The following is a 16,674-nucleotide window of genomic DNA, read 5'->3' as shown; positions in this document are numbered from 1 at the left end:
CCCGTGTTTCGAACCGACATCTGTACCCGGGGAGAACGGGAGAGGGGCGCGAGTAGGCTGGAAGCGTGATCATCGGGACCGGCATCGACCTCGTCGACATCCCGCGGTTCGAGCGCACTGTGTCCCGAACTCCGCGGCTTATGGAGCGACTTTTCGCGCCGTCAGAGCGCACCCTCAAGCTGGCGTCGCTTGCCGCACGTTACGCCGCGAAAGAAGCCCTGATCAAGGCGCTCGGAGGATCCGACGGCGTGCACTGGACCGAGATCGAGATCGCCTCGGAAGAGTCCGGCAAGCCACATTTCAGGCTGTCGGGCACCACCGCCGCGGTCGTGGAGCAGCGCGGCATCACGCACCTGCACCTGACCATGTCGCACGACGCTGGCCTCGCCACGGCCTTCGTCGTCGCCGAAGGAGCACCGCGCGGCGCCGAGGGAGAAGCATGACCGTTCCGTTCCGCGAGGCAACCATCGAGCTGGATGCCATCTCCGACAACACCCGGCACCTGCGCCGTCTCACCGGCGTCGAGGTCATCGCGGTCGTGAAGGCCAACGCCTACGGTCACGGCGCTGCGCCCGCCGCGGTAGCCGCACTGTCGGGGGGAGCGACCAGGCTCGGCGTCGCCGAGATCGCCGAAGCAATCGATCTGCGACGCCAAGGCATCAACGCTCCGATCATGGCGTGGCTGCACGAGCCAGGCCAGCGATTCGAGCTCGCCGCGGCCAACCGCATCGAGGTGGGCATCTCCTCCTTCGATCAGCTCGAAGCAGCAGGCGCAGCCGCTGGCGTCAACCAGCCCGTCGGCGTGCACCTCAAGCTCGACACAGGTCTGTCGCGCAACGGAATCGCACCGGGCGACTGGAGCCGTATCTTCGCCGAGGCTGCCCGCCTGGAGCGCATCGGACGCGTCCGTATCGTCGGACTCTTCAGCCACCTGTCCAACGCCTCGCCCGCAGATGACCGTGCAGCACTTGCACGGTTCGAAGAGGGCTCAGCGGCCGCCGTGTCTGCGGGCGTCCGCCCTGAGATCCGGCACATCGCCGCCACTGCCGCCGCGATCGACCTACCCGAGACGCGCCTCGACGCCGTGCGCATCGGCATCGGGCTTTACGGACTCTCTCCGTTCGATGACCGGTCTTCGGCTGAACTCGGGCTGCGACCTGCCATGACTCTGCGCGGTGCGGTTGCCGCCGTGCGACGCGTGCCCGCCGGTGCCGGCGTCTCATACGGATACGACCATCGCGCGAACCACGACACGACTCTCGCTCTGATTCCGCTCGGTTATGCCGACGGCATCCCGCGTCAGGCGTCCGGACGGGGCCCCGTCGTCATCAACGGGCGCCGCTTCACGGTGGCCGGTCGCATCGCAATGGACCAGTTCGTCGTCGACGTCGGCGACGCCCACGTCGCGGTGGGCGATGAGGCCGTGCTGTTCGGCGACCCGACGCTGGGCGCACCGTCTGCCACCGAGTGGGCCAACGCTGCAGGCACCATCAACTACGACATTGTCACGCGCATCGGAAACCGGGTGCCGCGGAGGAGCGCGTGAGCGTCGATCCGGCCTTTCTCGGCCGCCGCGAGATTGCGACCTCGGACGACATGGAGCGCCTCGGATTCGTCATCGGCGAGCAGCTGGATGCCGGAGACCTGCTGGTTCTCACCGGGCCCCTCGGCGCGGGCAAGACGACCTTCACACGCGGGCTCGCCGAAGGGCTCGGCGTGCGCGGACCCGTGCAGAGTCCGACCTTCGTCATCGCCCGCACGCACCCGTCGCTCGTCGGACGCGCCCCGCTCGTGCACGTCGACGCGTACCGGCTCGGATCGGCCGCGGAGCTTGACGACCTCGACGTTGACCTCGCGCGTTCGGTCGTCGTGGTCGAGTGGGGTCGTGAGATGGCGTCGTCGATTGCGGATTCCTGGTGGGACATTGAATTGGAGCGGCCCGTGGGCGTCGCCGACGACGGCGTCGCGGACGAGGACCTGGATGCCGATGCGCCACGAGTCGTGACGATCGAGCGCCTCGGGCGCTGAGAGTGCGGCGGGCAGTAGCGGCGATCTGCGACACGTGACGAGACGGCCGACTACCCTGGAGAGGTGATCCTTGCCGTCGATACCTCCCTGGGCACCGCCGTCGCGCTTGTCGACCCGGATGGCCATCTGCGGGCGAGCGCTTCCAGCTCGGACCCACTCGGACACGCGGAAGTCATCGGCACGCTCCTGGAGCAGGTGCTGACAGACGCTGCCGCAGACGATGCAGCGGCTGCCACCGAGGACATTACCCATGTTGTCGAAGGCATGGGCCCTGGCCCCTTCACCGGCCTTCGCATCGGCATCGCCGCGGCACGGGCATTCGCGCTCGGACGCGGCATCCCGGTCATCGCTGTGCCCAGCCATTTCGCAGCCGCCCTTGCAGTGATCGAGGCGGAATCCCCGGACACCCCCTTCGCGATCGTCACGGATGCCCGCCGCCGCGAGGTCGCGATCAGTGTGTTCGACGGCCTCGACGACGACGGCATCCCGAACCTCACCGCACCCACTGTGCTCGTGCCCCGGGCCGACTCGGAGGAGCGACTCAGCGGCATCCATGCCATTGAGGTCGCCACGCTCGACGCCGCAGCGCTTGGCCGGGTCGGCATCCGCGCAGTGAAAGCCGGACGCGAACTGGCCGGTGCCGAACCGCTTTATCTTCGCCAGCCCGACGTCACCGTTCCGGGCGCCCCGAAACGCGTGGGCTCGTGAGCGTCCGTATCGCGACTCCCGCCGATCTCGACGCGATCATGGCGATCGAGAACGACTCTTTCCCCACCGACGCGTGGAGCACGGAGTCGATGGCAGCCGAACTTGTCACTGAGCACGGCCGCTACCTCGTAGATGAGGATGCCGGCGACATCATCGGTTACGCCGGCCTCCGTTCGATTCGCGGAAATGCGGATGCTGACATCCAGACCATCGCGCTGCTCGAGGCGCGCAGGGGAGAGGGCCGTGGCCGTTTGCTTTTGCGCGCGCTGCTCGCCGAAGCATCCGCTCGCGGAGCCCGCGAAGTGTTCCTGGAGGTCCGCGCCGACAACCCCGGTGCTGAGTCGCTCTACCTTTCGGAGGGGTTCGATGAGATCGCCCGCCGGTTGCATTACTACCAGCCTGACAACGTGGATGCGATCGTGATGAAGCTCGACCTGCGGGCGTGGACGAAGAAGGCGACAGCATGAGCGAACCACTGGTCCTCGGTATCGAGACGAGCTGCGACGAGACCGGCATCGGAATTGTCCGCGGGCGCACGCTGCTGTCGAACACGATCGCCTCCAGCATGGACGAGCACGCCCGCTACGGCGGCGTCGTGCCCGAGGTCGCCGCGCGCGCGCACCTCGAAGCACTGCAGCCGTCGATCGAGGCCGCGCTCGCAGAAGCGCAGGTGCGGCTCGAAGACCTTGACGCGATCGCCGTCACGAGCGGCCCAGGCCTCGCCGGTGCCCTCATGGTCGGGGTCGGTGCGGCCAAGGGCCTCGCTGTCTCGCTCGGTAAGCCGCTGTACGCGGTGAACCACCTCGTCGGACACATCGCCGCCGACATCGTCACACCGGATTCTGACCCGCTCGAATATCCGACGATCGCGCTGCTTGTGTCGGGCGGACACACCTCACTGCTGCACGTGCGCGACCTCACCACCGACGTTGAGCTGCTCGGCGAGACGATGGATGACGCGGCCGGCGAAGCCTTTGACAAGGTCGCCCGGTTGCTGTCTCTGCCGTATCCGGGAGGACCCGAGATCGATCGTGCCGCGGTCGGCGGCGACCCGAAAGCGATCCGCTTCCCGCGGGGACTCTCCAAAGCGCCGGACATGGTGAAGCACCGTTACGACTTTTCGTTCTCGGGGCTGAAGACGGCCGTCGCGCGCTGGGTCGAGCGCTGCGAGGCAGAGGGCAGGCCGGTGCCGGTTGCCGACGTGGCAGCGAGCTTCCGCGAGGCTGTCGTCGACGTGCTCGTCACCAAGGCGCTCGCCGCCTGCAGCGACCTCGGAGTGCCTCGGCTGCTGCTTGGCGGCGGTGTGATCGCCAACAAGCGACTGCGCGATGTGGCCGTCGAGCGCGCCGAAGCAGCAGGTGTCACCGTGCGGATCCCGCCGCTGTCGCTGTGCACCGATAACGGTGCGATGATCGCCGCGCTCGCCGCTGATCTCATCGCCTCCGGGCGTCGCCCTTCCACACTCGCGTTCGGTGCGGATTCCACGTTGCCGGTCACCGAAATTCAGGTCGCCGAAAGAGCGGATGCCGTCCGCGAGGATGCCGTATGAGCGAGTCGACCGATCGTCCGACTTTCGAGGAGCCGAGCGCCGAAGTTGAGCGGCCGGCGGGTACTGCGCGAATGCCGGGAGCGCCGCGCGAGGGGTACACGAAGCTTCCTACCGGTCCGGTCGGCATCGAACCGGTCGTCGCCAGCGGGCCGGCCGACACCGCGGGGATGCCTGCTGTGCAGTGGGCTCCGAATGACGATGCCGTCGGCGATGACAACACTCGCCTCGCACCGTGGGCGCTTGTCGCTGCGATCGTCGCGCTGGTCGCGTCGTGGTTCGTCGGCTGGGGCATCCCGCTCGCGATCGTCGCCGTGGTAGCCGCGATCATGTCGTTGCGTCGCCCGGTCGAGAGCCGTGCGATCGCGCGTTGGGCGCTCGTGCTCGGGCTTGCCGCCACGATCTTCAGTCTGGGGTGGCTCCTCTGGGCCGCAATGCAGTTCGAGAAGCTCGGATAGCGGATGCTGACCGCCGATGAGTCCGCAGAGTTGCGGATGCTGCAGGCCCAGGCGTACCGACAGGACGACGACCTGTCGACGGAGCAGATCACGAGGCTGCGAGAGCTGGAGCGGCGACGCGACGCGGAGGTGTCCGCCGGCGAAGCAGATGCGCGGCCTGTCGATGACTCGTCGACGCTCTCAGGGCTCGAAGTGGTGCGTGACGTTTCCGGCGACTTCCCGGTGGCGCCGTCTCCGCGCATCCGAACGTGGCTCGCCGCGCTCGCGGCTATTGTCGTCTTCGCTCTGGGGATCGGCTTCGGCTGGATGCTGTTCGGACGCGCGGACACCTCGTCGATCGGACTGACCCAGGAGCAACGGCTGCGCGGCGAGGAACTCGTCGCCGACGGCAACTACGACGCGAACTCGCTGCGGGCGATGCTCGCACACGACGGTGTCATCGTCTGGCTCGCGACAACCGATGCTGGCGAAACGCTGTGCTTGATCGTCGATGACGGCCTCGATGCCACCAGCGCCTGCAGCGATGAGGATCGGGTGGCATCCGACGGCCTCGCCGTGGTGCACCAGACCGACGGCGATGGCTATACCGACGAGGCGTACGCCACGCTGCTGCTCACCGCCGAACGCGAACCGGCTGTGCACCTGGACGTGCATCGCAGCACCGACGAATGACATGATCGAACGGATGCTGAACGAATCAGAGACCGCGCAGCTGCGGTCGCTTCATGAACGCGCGTACGGACGCGAGGGCGGTCTGACCGCCGAGGACGCGGCGCGACTGCACGAGCTGGAATCGAAGCTGCGGCCGGTCGTCGTGGCACCTTCCGTTGCGGAACCTTTGGAGGTCGCGGCGCCGGTCTCGATCGGCGAGCCTTCGACAGCCTCCGAGGTCGAGGCATCCGAGGCTCCACCAGAAGAAGCATCCGCCCCGCCCCGCAGGCGCCGATGGCTCGCCTTCGCCGCCGTGGGTGCCGTGCTCATCGGGCTGGGTGTCGGATGGGTGCTCTGGGGCTGGAACACCGCCGAGTTCGCCCTCGCCGCAGCCCACGCCGAGCAACGTGGCGAGTTGGAAGCGAGCGGCGACTACGACGAGGGAACCGTTGCCGCAGTGTCAGAGAACCACGGCGTGGTCATCTGGCGCGCAGAACGAGGCGAGGGCGAGCAGCACTGCGTCATCGCCACCACGTCGACCCAGACGCAAAGCGGATGCGCGGCGATGGAGGACAGCAACTCGGAAACCGCCAACGCCACCATCACTGTGCCAGAAGGCGATGAGTTGGCGGGGCAGACGCTGTCGGCATACCTGTTGCTCTCCGTGACCGGGGAGATCGTTCCCACTATTCAAATCTGGAACCAACAGGACAACAACTGGGAAGCGCAGTTCAGTGAGGAAGAACGCGAAGCCATCGGCCGCATCGAAGCGGCGGGCTTCGATCCCTCATTGCTCAGTATTCTCGGCTACGACGGCGATACGCCCGTTTGGACGAGCTGGGGCGGCGAGATGTGTCTGATCGCAGAATCTGACGATGGCATCGTGTCGGACTGCGCATCGACCACGGAGACGCCACCGACCGACCTCATCCTCGCGGCAACGGTGGGTGGAGTCCCGACTCAGTACATCGTCCACCAGAGCGCGACGCGTGGTCAGCAACTCACGATCGTGAAGGTTCCTGAAGTCACTCGAGTCGAGGTCGGAGACGGCGAGCAGATCGAGATCGACGACAAGACCGGCGACAGGAACGGCTGAGCGCCCCGTCTCACACCCGGTCGGCGAGGATCGCCACCCTCTTGTCGCCGGTGCGCGTGAGGATCAGTGTCGCCGACTGTGAACCCTTGAGATTCAGCTTCTTCCGGAACGCGGCGGGATCGATGTCCATCCCGCGCTTCTTGATCTCCAGCGTGCCGATGTCGTTCACACGCAGCACAGCATTGATCGACTTGGGATTCACCGCCATCACCTCGCGCACCCGGAACGACTGCACGAACGGACTCGTCAGAGCCGCATCCCCGGTGATGTAGGCGATCTTCTCGTCCAGCATCCCTGACTTGAGGCTGCGCGCCACGTCGCCGATCAGGCGCGCGCGGATGACGGCGCCATCGGGCTCGTGCAGGAATGCGCCGAGTTCGCGGACGTCGGCGTCCTCGGCATCCGCCCCGCCGGTGAGCTCGTGTGACTCGTCGCCGCGGATCACGAGCGCTGCACGCCGCACGCCCTCGCGAGCCAGGATGCCTGACCAGAGCACGAGTTCGACGACGCTGCCGTCGGCGCTGACCCACTGCGCCTCGGCGTCCGCAGGAAGCGCGTCTCGATCATGCCCCGGGCCGAGCTTGATGCCGGTCGGCACGCGCGATGCGAGATCGAAGGCCCAGTCGAGGGAGGGGGAATAATCGGATGCCGCGACCCGCCGCGTCTCGCTATGACCTGCCGTCCGGCGCGCAGGATCGAGCCAGACCGCGTCGATGCCGGCAAGGTCGGTGGTCTCGGCGGTGCCGTGCTGCACGGTCGCGTCATCGCCGAACGGCGCGAGGTTGTAGGCGGCGATCGCTGCGGTCACCTCGTCGGCATCCACCGCGAGCACGCTCAGGCCAGCGCCGGCGAACGCAAGCGCGTCGCCGCCGATGCCGCACCCGAGGTCAGCAACGCGTGAGATTCCTGCGCGGCGCATGCGTCCGGCGTGCCGTGCGGCGACTCCCAGACGCGTGGCCTGTTCGAATCCGGCTCTCGTGAACAGCATCCGCTCGGCGAAGCCGCCGAACTTGGCTGCGCCCTTCGCGCGCAGATGCGCCTGGCCGACGACAGCGGATACGAGATCGGGGGAGTGGCCTGCGGCGCGCAGGCGGGAGACGCTTTGCGCGACATCCGCCGTCGATTCGATCGTGCCGACCTCGTCGAGCAGCCGGAGCCCCTCGGAGGTGAGCAGGGCAGTGAGCTCAGACATTTCCACGTGTTCAGCCTACGAGGCGGTCGGCGAGGGGTCGTCCGTGGGACGAAGATCCGCCTCAAGATGTCCAAAACTGGCACTCGCATTGCATGAGTGCCAGCCGACGGCATACACTCGAGTTAGCACTCTCGGGTTGAGAGTGCGAACAAGTCTTTCGTGTCAGCGTCAAGAAAGAAGAGGTAGACCGTGTCGGTTTCCATCAAGCCGCTCGAAGACCGCATCGTCATCCAGCAGGTCGAGGCCGAGCAGACCACCGCGAGTGGCCTGGTCATCCCTGACACTGCCAAGGAGAAGCCCCAGGAGGGCGAGGTTGTGGCCGTAGGCCCCGGCCGCATCGACGACAACGGCAACCGGGTTCCGATCGACGTCGCCGTCGGCGACCGCGTTCTGTACAGCAAGTATGGCGGCACCGAGGTGAAGTTCGGCGCCGATGAGTACCTCGTGCTCTCGGCTCGCGACGTCCTCGCCGTCGTCGTTCGCTAAGCGTTCAACAAAACCAAGAAGGGCCCGGATGCCAACGCATCCGGGCCCTTCTTGTTTTCCCCCCCGCCCGCTCACGCCCGCCCGCCCACGGTTGCGAGTGGCCATTTGTGGCTCAATTTCTGCCAAAAAACGAGCCACGAGCGCCCACTCGCAACCGAAGGGGTGGTGAGCTAATAGGGTGAGGCGGTGGAGAGAACCCAGCAGCCTGCCGGCGTTGCCTATGCAGGTGGCGCATATCTGCTGTGGGGCGTGCTGCCGCTGTACTTCCTGCTGCTGGTGCCGTCGGGCCCGTGGGAGATCGTCGCCGCACGAGTGCTGTTCTCTTTTGTCTTCTGCCTCCTTCTGCTGACCATCACTCGCGGTTGGCGCCGGATCATCGCGATCATCCGACAGCCTCGACTGCTCGGCTGGACGGCTCTCGCAGGGGCGCTCATCTACGTCAACTGGCAGGTGTTCCTCATTGGGACACTCAGCGGGAATGTCGTTGAGACATCCCTGGGTTACTTCATCAATCCGATCGCCACTGTGCTGCTCGGCGTGTTCGTGCTGCACGAGCGCATTCGCAGGCTCCAGTGGGTCGCGATCGGTATCGCCGTGATCGCCGTCGTCGTGATCATCGTCGCCTACGCTTCGTTCCCCTGGATCGCGCTCTCGCTGACAGCATCCTTCGGGATCTATGGTCTGATCAAGAAGAAGATCGGGCCAGCGGTGGATGCCGTGAGCGGCCTCACCCTCGAATCCTTCTGGCTCCTCCCCGTCGCCGTGGTCCAGCTCATTATCGTCGCGCAGACCACCGGCATCACCTTCGGTACCGAGGGTGCGTGGCACACGTCGCTCATGCTGTTCGCGGGTATCGCCACTGCGGTGCCTTTGCTGCTGTTCGCCGCCGGTGCACGGCGCATCAACCTCACCGTCATCGGGATGATCCAGTTCATGACGCCGATCATGCAGTTCCTGACCGGCGTGCTGATTCTGCACGAGCCGATGCCCGCCGAACGCTGGATCGGGTTCATCATCGTCTGGATCGCGGTGCTCGTTTTCGTCGTCGATCTGCTGATTGCTGCCGGTCGGGGCCGGCGCATCCGCCTTACGCCGATCGCGTGATCGCTCGCTGATCATCCGGTGCGAGATCGCGTGATCGCTCGCCGGGAGATGTCAGGATCGCGAAACATTCGGTATCACACCGTTAACGCATCGCAACACACGGATGACGAGTTCGCGTATACGTTTAGGTCACGGACGGCGCCCGAGTCGTTCGGGAATCATGAACTAGCAAGGGAGCAGCATGAGCGTCTTCACACACACGCGCGCGCGGAAGATCCTGGGCGGAATCGCCCTGGTGAGCGCGAGCGCGATTGTCCTGGCCGGATGCAGCGGCGGGGGTACCCCTGCAGACCCGTCGGAAGAGCCGGCGGCGCCCACTGACCGTGAGGCTCTCACGCTCAGTATCGGTACCGTCCTTCCGCAGACTGGCCAGCTCGCCTACCTCGGCCCGCCCGAGGAGGCCGGTGTCGGACTCGCCACCGCAGAAATCAATGCGGCAGACCTCGGTGTCACTGTCGAGGTCGAGTACGGCGACTCGGGTGACCCCGACAACAAGGCGTTCGAGACCACGGTCCCGCGTCTGCTGGACTCGGGTGTCTCCGCGCTGATCGGTGCGGCATCGTCCGGTGTGACGAAGCTGTTCCTCGACCAGGCAGTCAGCGCTGGCGTCATCACCTTCTCGCCGGCGAACACGTCGCCGGACTTCACCGAGTGGCCCGACGAAGGCCTCTACTGGCGCACCGCTCCGAGCGACCTGCTCCAGGGTGAGGTGCTCGCCACCGAGATCGGCCTCGACGGCTACGCGAACCTCGGCATCATCTACCTCAACGACGCCTACGGTTCGGGTCTTGAGGCGTCTCTGACCGAGAACTTCGAGGCTGGCGGCGGCACGGTCGTGGCATCCGAGGCGTACAACGCCAACGACACCTCGTTCGACGCGCAGATCTCGACGATCCTCGCGCAGAGCCCTGACGCTGTTGCCGTGATCGGCTTCGAGGAGACCTCGACGATCGTTCCGGCATTCATCTCGAGTGGTTTCGACGGCAGCAAGTTCTACTTCGTTGACGGCAACACCCAGCAGTGGGGTGCCGACATGCCTGTTTCGATCGAGGGCAGCAAGGGAACTCAGCCTGGCCCCGTACTCGCTGACGACTTCCAGCAGCGTCTGATCGATCAGTGGCAGGAGCAGTCGGGCCTAGAGCTCGTCGACTTCAACTACGCGGCCGAGTCTTACGACGCGGTCGTCCTGCTCGCCTTGGCTTCGCTCGCTGCGAACTCGACGGATGCCACCGAAATTGCAGGCTTCCTGCAGGAGGTTTCCGGCGGCTCAGGCGACGGCGAGAAGTGCGACTCGTTCGAGGCGTGCGCCACGATCATCCTCGATGGTGGAACGGCTGACTACGACGGGTACTCCGGCGCGATCACCTTCGACGACAACGGTGACCCGACGGAAGCAACCATCGGCGTCTTCCAGTACGGCGCAGACAACCTGCACACGCGCATCAACTAATACGCAGTGACGGAAGGGACCGGATGCTTCGGCATCCGGTCCCTTTCCTGTGTGGCGTTCCGCGCGTGGCGGGGGCGGCGCGCCCGCGCCTAGTCCTCGCCCAACGTGCCCAGGTACAAGCCGATGACCTTGGGGTCGTTCAGTAGCTCGCGGCCAGTGCCGGTGTAGGCGTCGTGGCCCTGATCGAGCACGTACCCGCGGTCGCAGATCTGCAGACAGCGTCGTGCATTCTGCTCGACCATGATCGTCGTGACGCCTGCCTTGTTGATGTCCGAAACACGGATGAACGCATCATCCTGTCTGACCGGCGAAAGACCGGCAGACGGCTCGTCGAGCAGCAGCACAGACGGATCCATCATCAACGCGCGCGACATCGCGACCATCTGTCGCTCACCGCCTGACAGGGATCCTGCCCTCTGCTTCAGGCGTGAGCCCAGCTCGGCGAAGATTCCGGTGACGAACTCCAGCCGCTCACGGTACGCCTTCGGGCGCTGGATGATGCCCATCTGCAGGTTTTCCTCGATGGTCAGCGAGGGGAAGACGTTATTCGTCTGGGGGACGAATCCGACACCACGCTGCACGAGCTCGTTTGCCTTGAGTCCGAGGATGCTCTCGCCATTGACATGGATATCGCCACCACGCACCTTCACCTGCCCGAAGATCGCTTTCAGCAGCGTCGACTTGCCGGCGCCGTTCGGTCCGATGATGCCGATCAACTCGCCCTTCGACGCGATGAGGTTGGTGTCGTTGAGGATGTCCACGCCTGGCAGATAGCCGGCCGTCAGGCCCTTGACCTCGACCACGATCTCCGACGTGCGTGCCGTGCCCTGCGGCTCGACGGTTACGGGAGTGCTCATGCCTTGTCCTCCTCTGAGCTCTGGATCGCGGCTTCGTGCTCTTCGCGGATCTCCTCAAGCATCTCCGCAGCTGACTCGTCGAGCTCGCCGGAATAACGCCCGGTGACGACGCCGAGGTCGACGTCCTGGTGGCTGCCGAGGTAGGCGTCGATCACGGCCTGGTTCTGCATCACCTGGTCAGGAGGTCCCTCCGCGACGACACGGCCCTCGGCCATCACCACGACCCAGTCGGCGATGTGACGCACCATGTTCATATCGTGCTCGACGAAGAGCACGGTCATGCCGAGTTCCTTGAGGTCGAGGATGTGATCCAACAGCGACTGAGTCAGGGCCGGGTTGACGCCGGCCATCGGCTCGTCGAGCATCACCAGGTTCGGGTCTCGCATGAGCGCGCGTGCCATCTCCAGGAGCTTGCGCTGGCCACCGGAGAGGCTGGCCGCATAGTCCTGCGCCTTGGCATCGAGCTTGAACCGCGTGAGAAGGTCCATCGCCTTCGCCTCGAGCTCCGTGTCCTGCTTGCGCCAGATCGCGGGGATCAAGCTGGGAAGGAATCCCTCACCCTTCTGGTTCGGTGCCCCGAGCTTCATGTTCTCGAGCACCGTCAGCAGCGAAAGCGCCTTGGTGAGCTGGAACGTGCGCACCTGCCCCATTCGCGCCACCTTGAACGACGGGATGCCCGACAGCTGGTGACCGTCAAAGCTCCACTTGCCCGAGTTCGGCTTGTCGAACCCACACAGCAGGTTGAACAGTGTCGTCTTGCCGGCACCGTTCGGCCCGATCAGTGCGGTGATCGCGTGGCGCGGAATCTCCAGGTGCTCGACATCCACGGCGGTGAGACCGCCGAAGCGACGCGTCACGTTGTCGGCGATGAGGATCGGGTCGACCTTCTCGCAACCGACCTCGATTTCACCTTTGTGAAGACCTGTTGTCTTGATGCGCCCGGTGTTCGGCGCCGTGCTTTCGGCGGACGTGTTGTCTGCAGTGTTATTTGACAAAGGTCAGCTCCCTCTTGTTTCCGAGGAGCCCTTGCGGCCGGAAGATGACCAGCAGCATGAGCGCGACTCCGACGATCACGAAGCGGAGGGTGGCCGCCTGGATTGCCGTCATGGGTAGGATTCCCTCCGCTGCCAGGCTCGGCAGTACGCCTTCCAGGAACGCCATGAGAACCCAGAAGATCACGGCGCCCAACGCCGGGCCGAACACAGTCGCCGCCCCACCGAGTAGCAGGATCGTCCACAGGAAGAACGTCAGCGACGTCGTATAACTCGCCGGCACCACAGCGGAGGGGAGCGCGAAGACCGCTCCGCCGAGCCCGCCCATGATTCCACCGATCACCAGCGCCTGCATCTTGTACGAGAAGACGTTTTTACCGAGCGAGCGCACGGCATCCTCGTCTTCACGGATGCCCTTGAGCACGCGACCCCACGGGCTGCGCATCAATGCCCACACCAGGTAGATGCAGACGGCGAGGACGAGAAGTCCGAACACGCGCACCCAGAGCTGGCTGGCGTTGTACGTCCACGGACCAAAGCCGTAGGTGCCCTCCGGGAAGGGGTTCGCATCGCGGAATCCGGCGTGGTAACCGCCGAGCCCATCGGCCGCGTTGGTGTGCTCCTCGAACGCGGTCGAGGTGAACAGCAGACGCACGATCTCGGCTGCTGCGATGGTTGCGATCGCGAGATAGTCCGCCCGCAGCCGCAGTGTCGGGATGCCAAGGATGAAGGCGAACACGGTCGACATCACCATGCCGACGATGATGCCCACCCACCACGGGAGGCCGAACGAGAGGATCGAGATCGCGTAGCTGTACGCGCCGATTGCCATGAATCCGGCCATGCCGAAGTTGAGCAGTCCGGCGTAGCCGAAGTGCACAGCGAGTCCGGTGGCAGCGATCGCGTAAGCGATCGTGGTCGGGCTCAGAATCCATGTTGCCGTGTTGCTGAAAATTGCTCCCCAGTCCATCGTCAACCAATCCTCTCTTTACGACCGAGGATGCCCTGTGGTCGGAACAGCAGCACCAGAATAAGGACGGCCAGTGCCCCGACATACTTGAGGTCGGAAGGTAGCCAGAGTGTCGAGACCTCAACGAGGAGGCCGACGATGATCGAGCCGATCAGTGCGCCGAAGGCCGTGCCGAGTCCGCCGAGGCAGACCGCGGCAAAGATGAGCAGCAGGATGTGCACGCCCATGTCCCAGCGCACGCCGGGGCGGAAGTACGCCCACAGAATGCCACCGAGCGCGGCGAGCGCGGATGCCAGGATCCATACGATTCGGATCACCCGGTCGACGTTGATGCCGGATGCCGCAGCGAGCGTGGGGTTGTCGGAGATCGCTCGTGTCGCCTTACCGGTGCGGGTCTTCAGCAGCCAGAACGCGACGGCGATGAGGACGACCACACTGATGCTCATCGACATCATGTCGATGACGCTGAGCCTGATCGGGCCCCAGATCGTGATCTTCGGTGCCCCCGCGTTCGGCAGCTGCACGGTGCTGCCGCCGAAGTAGAAGAGGAAGATGTAGCGCAGCGCGAAGGAGAAACCGATACTGACGATCATGAGCGGAATGATGCCCATGCCTCGTTTTCGCAGCGGCTTCCACAATCCGACATCCATCAGGAGGCCGAATAGTCCACCACAGATCACGACGAGCGGAATGGTCAGCCACATCGGCACGGCCAAGGTGACGCCGAAGACCACGGCCATCACCGCGCCGAACGTGACCATCTCGGCGTGAGCGAAGTTCGTCAGGTTCATGGTGCCGAAGATCAGCGAGACGCCGATCGCGGCAAGTGCGAGCAGAAGCCCGAAGTTGAGGCCGTTGATGATCCGTTCGACGAGTTGGTCGATGAAACTCGTCGTCTCTCGCACACCTTCACCGAGGAAGAGGTTGATGACGACGCGGTTCGTGAGACCGAATTCCACCTCCTGCGAGGCGGAGTCACCTTCGACGATCACACCATCGGGGAGGGTCGATTCGTCGACCGTCAGCGTGTAGGTGTCCTTCTCCGGCACGTACAGCGTCCAACGACCGCTCTCGTCCGTTGTGGTCGCTGCCTCGAAGCCGTTGCCCTCGATGGAGACAGCCACATCGGGAAGGGGGTCCGTGTTGAAGCGAATCACGCCAGCGAAGAAGTAGTCGGTCACCTCCTGCTCGTCAGCGCCCTCATCGCTGTCCGCGGTTGATGTCTCATTGGTGCCGCTGTCATCACTCTCAGCGAATGCCGCTGGTGCAGCCATGAACAGCATCGTTGCTGCCAGTAACGCGCTCATCAGCGCGATGATCCAGGGCACCGTTCGACGCTTGTGGCTAGTCGTCAGTTCCACGAAACCTCCCTTGTCGTCCCATGGGTGCCGACGCTTCGGGTCGCATCGGCGATGATGAACGACGTTATGAGCGTAATGTGTCGGCTTCGTTTCTGACCAGTGTCCGGTGTGTTGTTATCAAACGGTGGCGCGTTGATGGGGAATTTTTGGAGGCTCTGCACGCTTAGAATTGGTACACCGCTACGCGCCTGCACGAGGAGATTTCATGGAACAGCACGATCCCTTCGGTTTCGTCGGACTCACCTACGACGATGTGCTGCTTCTTCCCGGCCATACCGACGTGATCCCCAGCGAGGCTGACACCTCGTCTCGGATCACCCGCCGCATCTCGGTCGCAACCCCGCTGCTTTCCAGCGCGATGGACACCGTCACCGAGAGCCGCATGGCGATCGCGATGGCGCGCGAGGGCGGCATCGGCATCCTTCATCGCAATCTTTCGATCGCCGACCAGGCCACACACGTTGACCGTGTCAAGCGCAGCGAATCCGGCATGATCACCGATCCGATCACGACGACCATCGAGGCCACGGTCGAAGAGGTCGACGAACTCTGCGCGAAGTACCGTATCTCTGGTCTGCCGGTCGTCGATCCCGATGGTCACCTCGTCGGCATCATCACGAACCGCGATATGCGCTTCGTCTCCGGGCGTGAGCGGCAGACGACGTTCGTCAAGGACGTCATGACCCGCGAGAACCTCGTCACTGCGTCGGTGGGTGTCGCCGCGGGTGACGTCATCGCGCTGTTCGCGAAGCACCGGGTCGAGAAGCTGCCGCTGATCGATGACAACGGCAAGCTCGCCGGCCTCATCACCATCAAAGACTTCGACAAGAGCGAGAAGTATCCGCTGGCCACGAAGGATGAGCAGGGTCGCCTGCGCGTCGGCGCCGCGATCGGATTCTTCGGTGACGCGTGGGAGCGTGCCGAGGCGCTGCGCGATGCCGGCGTCGACCTACTCGTCGTGGATACCGCGAACGGCCAGTCCCAGGGCGTCATCGACCTCGTTCAGCGGCTGAAGGCCGACCCGACGTTCGAGCACATCGACATCATGGGCGGCAACGTCGCAACGCGTGAGGGCGCCCAGGCGTTGATCGATGCGGGCGTGGATGCCGTGAAGGTCGGTGTTGGCCCCGGTTCCATCTGCACCACGCGCGTCGTTGCTGGTGTCGGTGTGCCGCAGGTGACTGCCGTCTACGAGGCATCCCTCGCAGCTCGTCCCGCCGGTGTGCCGGTGATCGCCGACGGCGGTCTGCAGTACTCGGGCGACATCGCCAAAGCGCTCGTCGCCGGTGCGGATGCCGTCATGCTCGGCTCGCTCCTCGCCGGAACCGACGAGTCTCCTGGCGAGATCGTCTTCCAGGCCGGCAAGCAGTTCAAGCAGTACCGCGGCATGGGCTCGCTCGGTGCGATGCAGACCCGTGGCAAGCAGACCTCGTACTCGAAGGACCGCTACTTCCAGGCAGACGTGCCGAGTGATGACAAGCTCATCCCGGAGGGCATCGAGGGTCAGGTTCCGTACCGCGGCCCGGTGTCGGCCGTCTCATACCAGCTCGTCGGAGGACTGCGGCAGTCGATGTTCTACGTCGGTGCTCGCACCATCGAGGAGCTCAAGACACGCGGCAAGTTCGTGCGCATTACCGCTGCCGGGCTCAAGGAATCGCACCCGCACGACGTGCAGATCGTCGTAGAGGCGCCCAACTACAAGAAGTAGTTCGATCTGCGAAAGGGGCGGATGCCGCAGCATCCGCCCCTTTCGCGTGTCCGAAGTGCGGCGTAGC

The 16,674-nt window shown here is 65.0% G+C and carries 18 protein-coding genes; 13 read left to right on the top strand and 5 right to left on the bottom strand.

Annotated elements, in window-relative coordinates; translation table 11 throughout:
- The first annotated feature begins 65 nt into the window (after window positions 1-65).
- The 9 genes from ACSU04_RS06510 to ACSU04_RS06470 all read left to right on the top strand — a co-directional run bounded on the left by ACSU04_RS06510 (window position 66) and on the right by ACSU04_RS06470 (window position 6,487).
- Window positions 66-443 carry a holo-ACP synthase gene (locus tag ACSU04_RS06510; protein WP_439288818.1) on the top strand — a complete coding sequence of 126 codons (378 nt, stop codon included), beginning with the start codon at window positions 66-68 and terminating at the stop codon, window positions 441-443.
- Window positions 440-1,546: an alanine racemase gene (alr, locus tag ACSU04_RS06505; protein ID WP_439288817.1), complete on the top strand. Its 1,107-nt coding sequence runs from the start codon at window positions 440-442 to the stop codon at window positions 1,544-1,546. The genes ACSU04_RS06510 and alr overlap by 4 nt, the downstream gene beginning before the upstream one ends.
- Window positions 1,543-2,028: a tRNA (adenosine(37)-N6)-threonylcarbamoyltransferase complex ATPase subunit type 1 TsaE gene (tsaE, locus tag ACSU04_RS06500; protein WP_439281287.1), complete on the top strand. Its 486-nt coding sequence runs from the start codon at window positions 1,543-1,545 to the stop codon at window positions 2,026-2,028. The genes alr and tsaE overlap by 4 nt, the downstream gene beginning before the upstream one ends.
- A gap of 63 nt (window positions 2,029-2,091) precedes the next feature.
- Complete coding sequence (gene tsaB / locus ACSU04_RS06495; protein ID WP_439288816.1) at window positions 2,092-2,736, top strand: tRNA (adenosine(37)-N6)-threonylcarbamoyltransferase complex dimerization subunit type 1 TsaB; 645 nt, start codon at window positions 2,092-2,094, stop codon at window positions 2,734-2,736.
- A complete protein-coding gene (rimI, locus tag ACSU04_RS06490) occupies window positions 2,733-3,203 on the top strand; it encodes a ribosomal protein S18-alanine N-acetyltransferase (protein WP_439288815.1) in 471 nt (156 codons plus the stop codon). Before tsaB ends, rimI begins: the two co-directional genes overlap by 4 nt.
- Window positions 3,200-4,285 (top strand): tRNA (adenosine(37)-N6)-threonylcarbamoyltransferase complex transferase subunit TsaD, encoded by a 1,086-nt coding sequence (gene tsaD / locus ACSU04_RS06485; RefSeq protein WP_439288814.1) that lies wholly within the window; start codon window positions 3,200-3,202, stop codon window positions 4,283-4,285. Before rimI ends, tsaD begins: the two co-directional genes overlap by 4 nt.
- Entirely contained in the window at window positions 4,282-4,740 is a 459-nt protein-coding gene (locus ACSU04_RS06480; protein ID WP_439288813.1) for a hypothetical protein, read from the top strand. Before tsaD ends, ACSU04_RS06480 begins: the two co-directional genes overlap by 4 nt.
- A 3-nt stretch (window positions 4,741-4,743) precedes the next feature.
- Window positions 4,744-5,412, top strand: a complete 669-nt coding sequence (locus ACSU04_RS06475; RefSeq protein ID WP_439288812.1) for a hypothetical protein — start codon at window positions 4,744-4,746, stop codon at window positions 5,410-5,412.
- A 13-nt stretch (window positions 5,413-5,425) separates the two neighbouring features.
- Window positions 5,426-6,487, top strand: a complete 1,062-nt coding sequence (locus ACSU04_RS06470; protein WP_439288811.1) for a hypothetical protein — start codon at window positions 5,426-5,428, stop codon at window positions 6,485-6,487.
- Between the two features lie 10 nt (window positions 6,488-6,497).
- Here the strand turns inward: ACSU04_RS06470 and ACSU04_RS06465 are convergent, their stop codons facing one another.
- Entirely contained in the window at window positions 6,498-7,685 is a 1,188-nt protein-coding gene (locus ACSU04_RS06465; RefSeq protein WP_439288810.1) for a THUMP-like domain-containing protein, read from the bottom strand.
- A gap of 183 nt (window positions 7,686-7,868) precedes the next feature.
- Here ACSU04_RS06465 and groES point away from each other — a divergent pair, with 183 nt between their 5' ends.
- The 3 genes from groES (at window position 7,869) to ACSU04_RS06450 (ending at window position 10,719) form a co-directional block, all read left to right on the top strand.
- Window positions 7,869-8,165, top strand: coding sequence for a co-chaperone GroES (groES, locus tag ACSU04_RS06460; RefSeq protein ID WP_028502311.1), 297 nt, complete (start codon window positions 7,869-7,871; stop codon window positions 8,163-8,165).
- A gap of 186 nt (window positions 8,166-8,351) precedes the next feature.
- Complete coding sequence (rarD, locus tag ACSU04_RS06455; RefSeq protein WP_439288809.1) at window positions 8,352-9,269, top strand: EamA family transporter RarD; 918 nt, start codon at window positions 8,352-8,354, stop codon at window positions 9,267-9,269.
- Between the two features lie 181 nt (window positions 9,270-9,450).
- The gene (locus ACSU04_RS06450; protein WP_439283997.1) at window positions 9,451-10,719 is read left to right on the top strand and encodes an ABC transporter substrate-binding protein; all 1,269 of its coding nucleotides are present in this window, start codon (window positions 9,451-9,453) and stop codon (window positions 10,717-10,719) included.
- A gap of 89 nt (window positions 10,720-10,808) precedes the next feature.
- On the opposite strand, the gene ACSU04_RS06445 is transcribed toward ACSU04_RS06450, so the two are convergent.
- Genes ACSU04_RS06445 through ACSU04_RS06430 form a run of 4 tightly spaced genes read right to left on the bottom strand, consistent with a single transcriptional unit; the run spans window position 10,809 to window position 14,899 of the window.
- Entirely contained in the window at window positions 10,809-11,576 is a 768-nt protein-coding gene (locus tag ACSU04_RS06445; RefSeq protein ID WP_439288808.1) for an ABC transporter ATP-binding protein, read from the bottom strand.
- The gene (locus ACSU04_RS06440) at window positions 11,573-12,571 is read right to left on the bottom strand and encodes an ABC transporter ATP-binding protein (protein ID WP_439288807.1); all 999 of its coding nucleotides are present in this window, start codon (window positions 12,569-12,571) and stop codon (window positions 11,573-11,575) included. The genes ACSU04_RS06445 and ACSU04_RS06440 overlap by 4 nt, the downstream gene beginning before the upstream one ends.
- Window positions 12,561-13,538 carry a branched-chain amino acid ABC transporter permease gene (locus ACSU04_RS06435; protein ID WP_439283992.1) on the bottom strand — a complete coding sequence of 326 codons (978 nt, stop codon included), beginning with the start codon at window positions 13,536-13,538 and terminating at the stop codon, window positions 12,561-12,563. Before ACSU04_RS06435 ends, ACSU04_RS06440 begins: the two co-directional genes overlap by 11 nt.
- 2 nt (window positions 13,539-13,540) lie before the next feature.
- Complete coding sequence (locus ACSU04_RS06430; RefSeq protein ID WP_439283990.1) at window positions 13,541-14,899, bottom strand: ABC transporter permease subunit; 1,359 nt, start codon at window positions 14,897-14,899, stop codon at window positions 13,541-13,543.
- 205 nt (window positions 14,900-15,104) lie between these two features.
- Between ACSU04_RS06430 and guaB the strand changes: the two genes are divergently transcribed.
- Window positions 15,105-16,607, top strand: a complete 1,503-nt coding sequence (guaB, locus tag ACSU04_RS06425) for an IMP dehydrogenase (RefSeq protein WP_439283988.1) — start codon at window positions 15,105-15,107, stop codon at window positions 16,605-16,607.
- Window positions 16,608-16,674: the final 67 nt, after the last annotated feature.

Source organism: Microbacterium sp. A84, assembly GCF_051842815.1.
Lineage (GTDB): Bacteria > Actinomycetota > Actinomycetes > Actinomycetales > Microbacteriaceae > Microbacterium.
Note: the sequence above shows the minus strand (reverse complement) of the source record. Positions and strands in the feature narration are given on the sequence as shown.

Excerpts from the sequence above, each read along its gene's own strand:
- alr (WP_439288817.1), top strand. The coding sequence starts at position 440 with ATGACCGTTCCGTTCCGCGAGGCAACCATCGAGCTGGATGCCATCTCC.
- tsaD (WP_439288814.1), top strand. The coding sequence starts at position 3,200 with ATGAGCGAACCACTGGTCCTCGGTATCGAGACGAGCTGCGACGAGACC.
- ACSU04_RS06480 (WP_439288813.1), top strand. The coding sequence starts at position 4,282 with ATGAGCGAGTCGACCGATCGTCCGACTTTCGAGGAGCCGAGCGCCGAA.
- ACSU04_RS06475 (WP_439288812.1), top strand. The coding sequence starts at position 4,744 with ATGCTGACCGCCGATGAGTCCGCAGAGTTGCGGATGCTGCAGGCCCAG.
- ACSU04_RS06470 (WP_439288811.1), top strand. The coding sequence starts at position 5,426 with ATGCTGAACGAATCAGAGACCGCGCAGCTGCGGTCGCTTCATGAACGC.
- ACSU04_RS06450 (WP_439283997.1), top strand. The coding sequence starts at position 9,451 with ATGAGCGTCTTCACACACACGCGCGCGCGGAAGATCCTGGGCGGAATC.
- ACSU04_RS06445 (WP_439288808.1), bottom strand. The coding sequence starts at position 11,576 with ATGAGCACTCCCGTAACCGTCGAGCCGCAGGGCACGGCACGCACGTCG.
- ACSU04_RS06435 (WP_439283992.1), bottom strand. The coding sequence starts at position 13,538 with ATGGACTGGGGAGCAATTTTCAGCAACACGGCAACATGGATTCTGAGC.
- guaB (WP_439283988.1), top strand. The coding sequence starts at position 15,105 with ATGGAACAGCACGATCCCTTCGGTTTCGTCGGACTCACCTACGACGAT.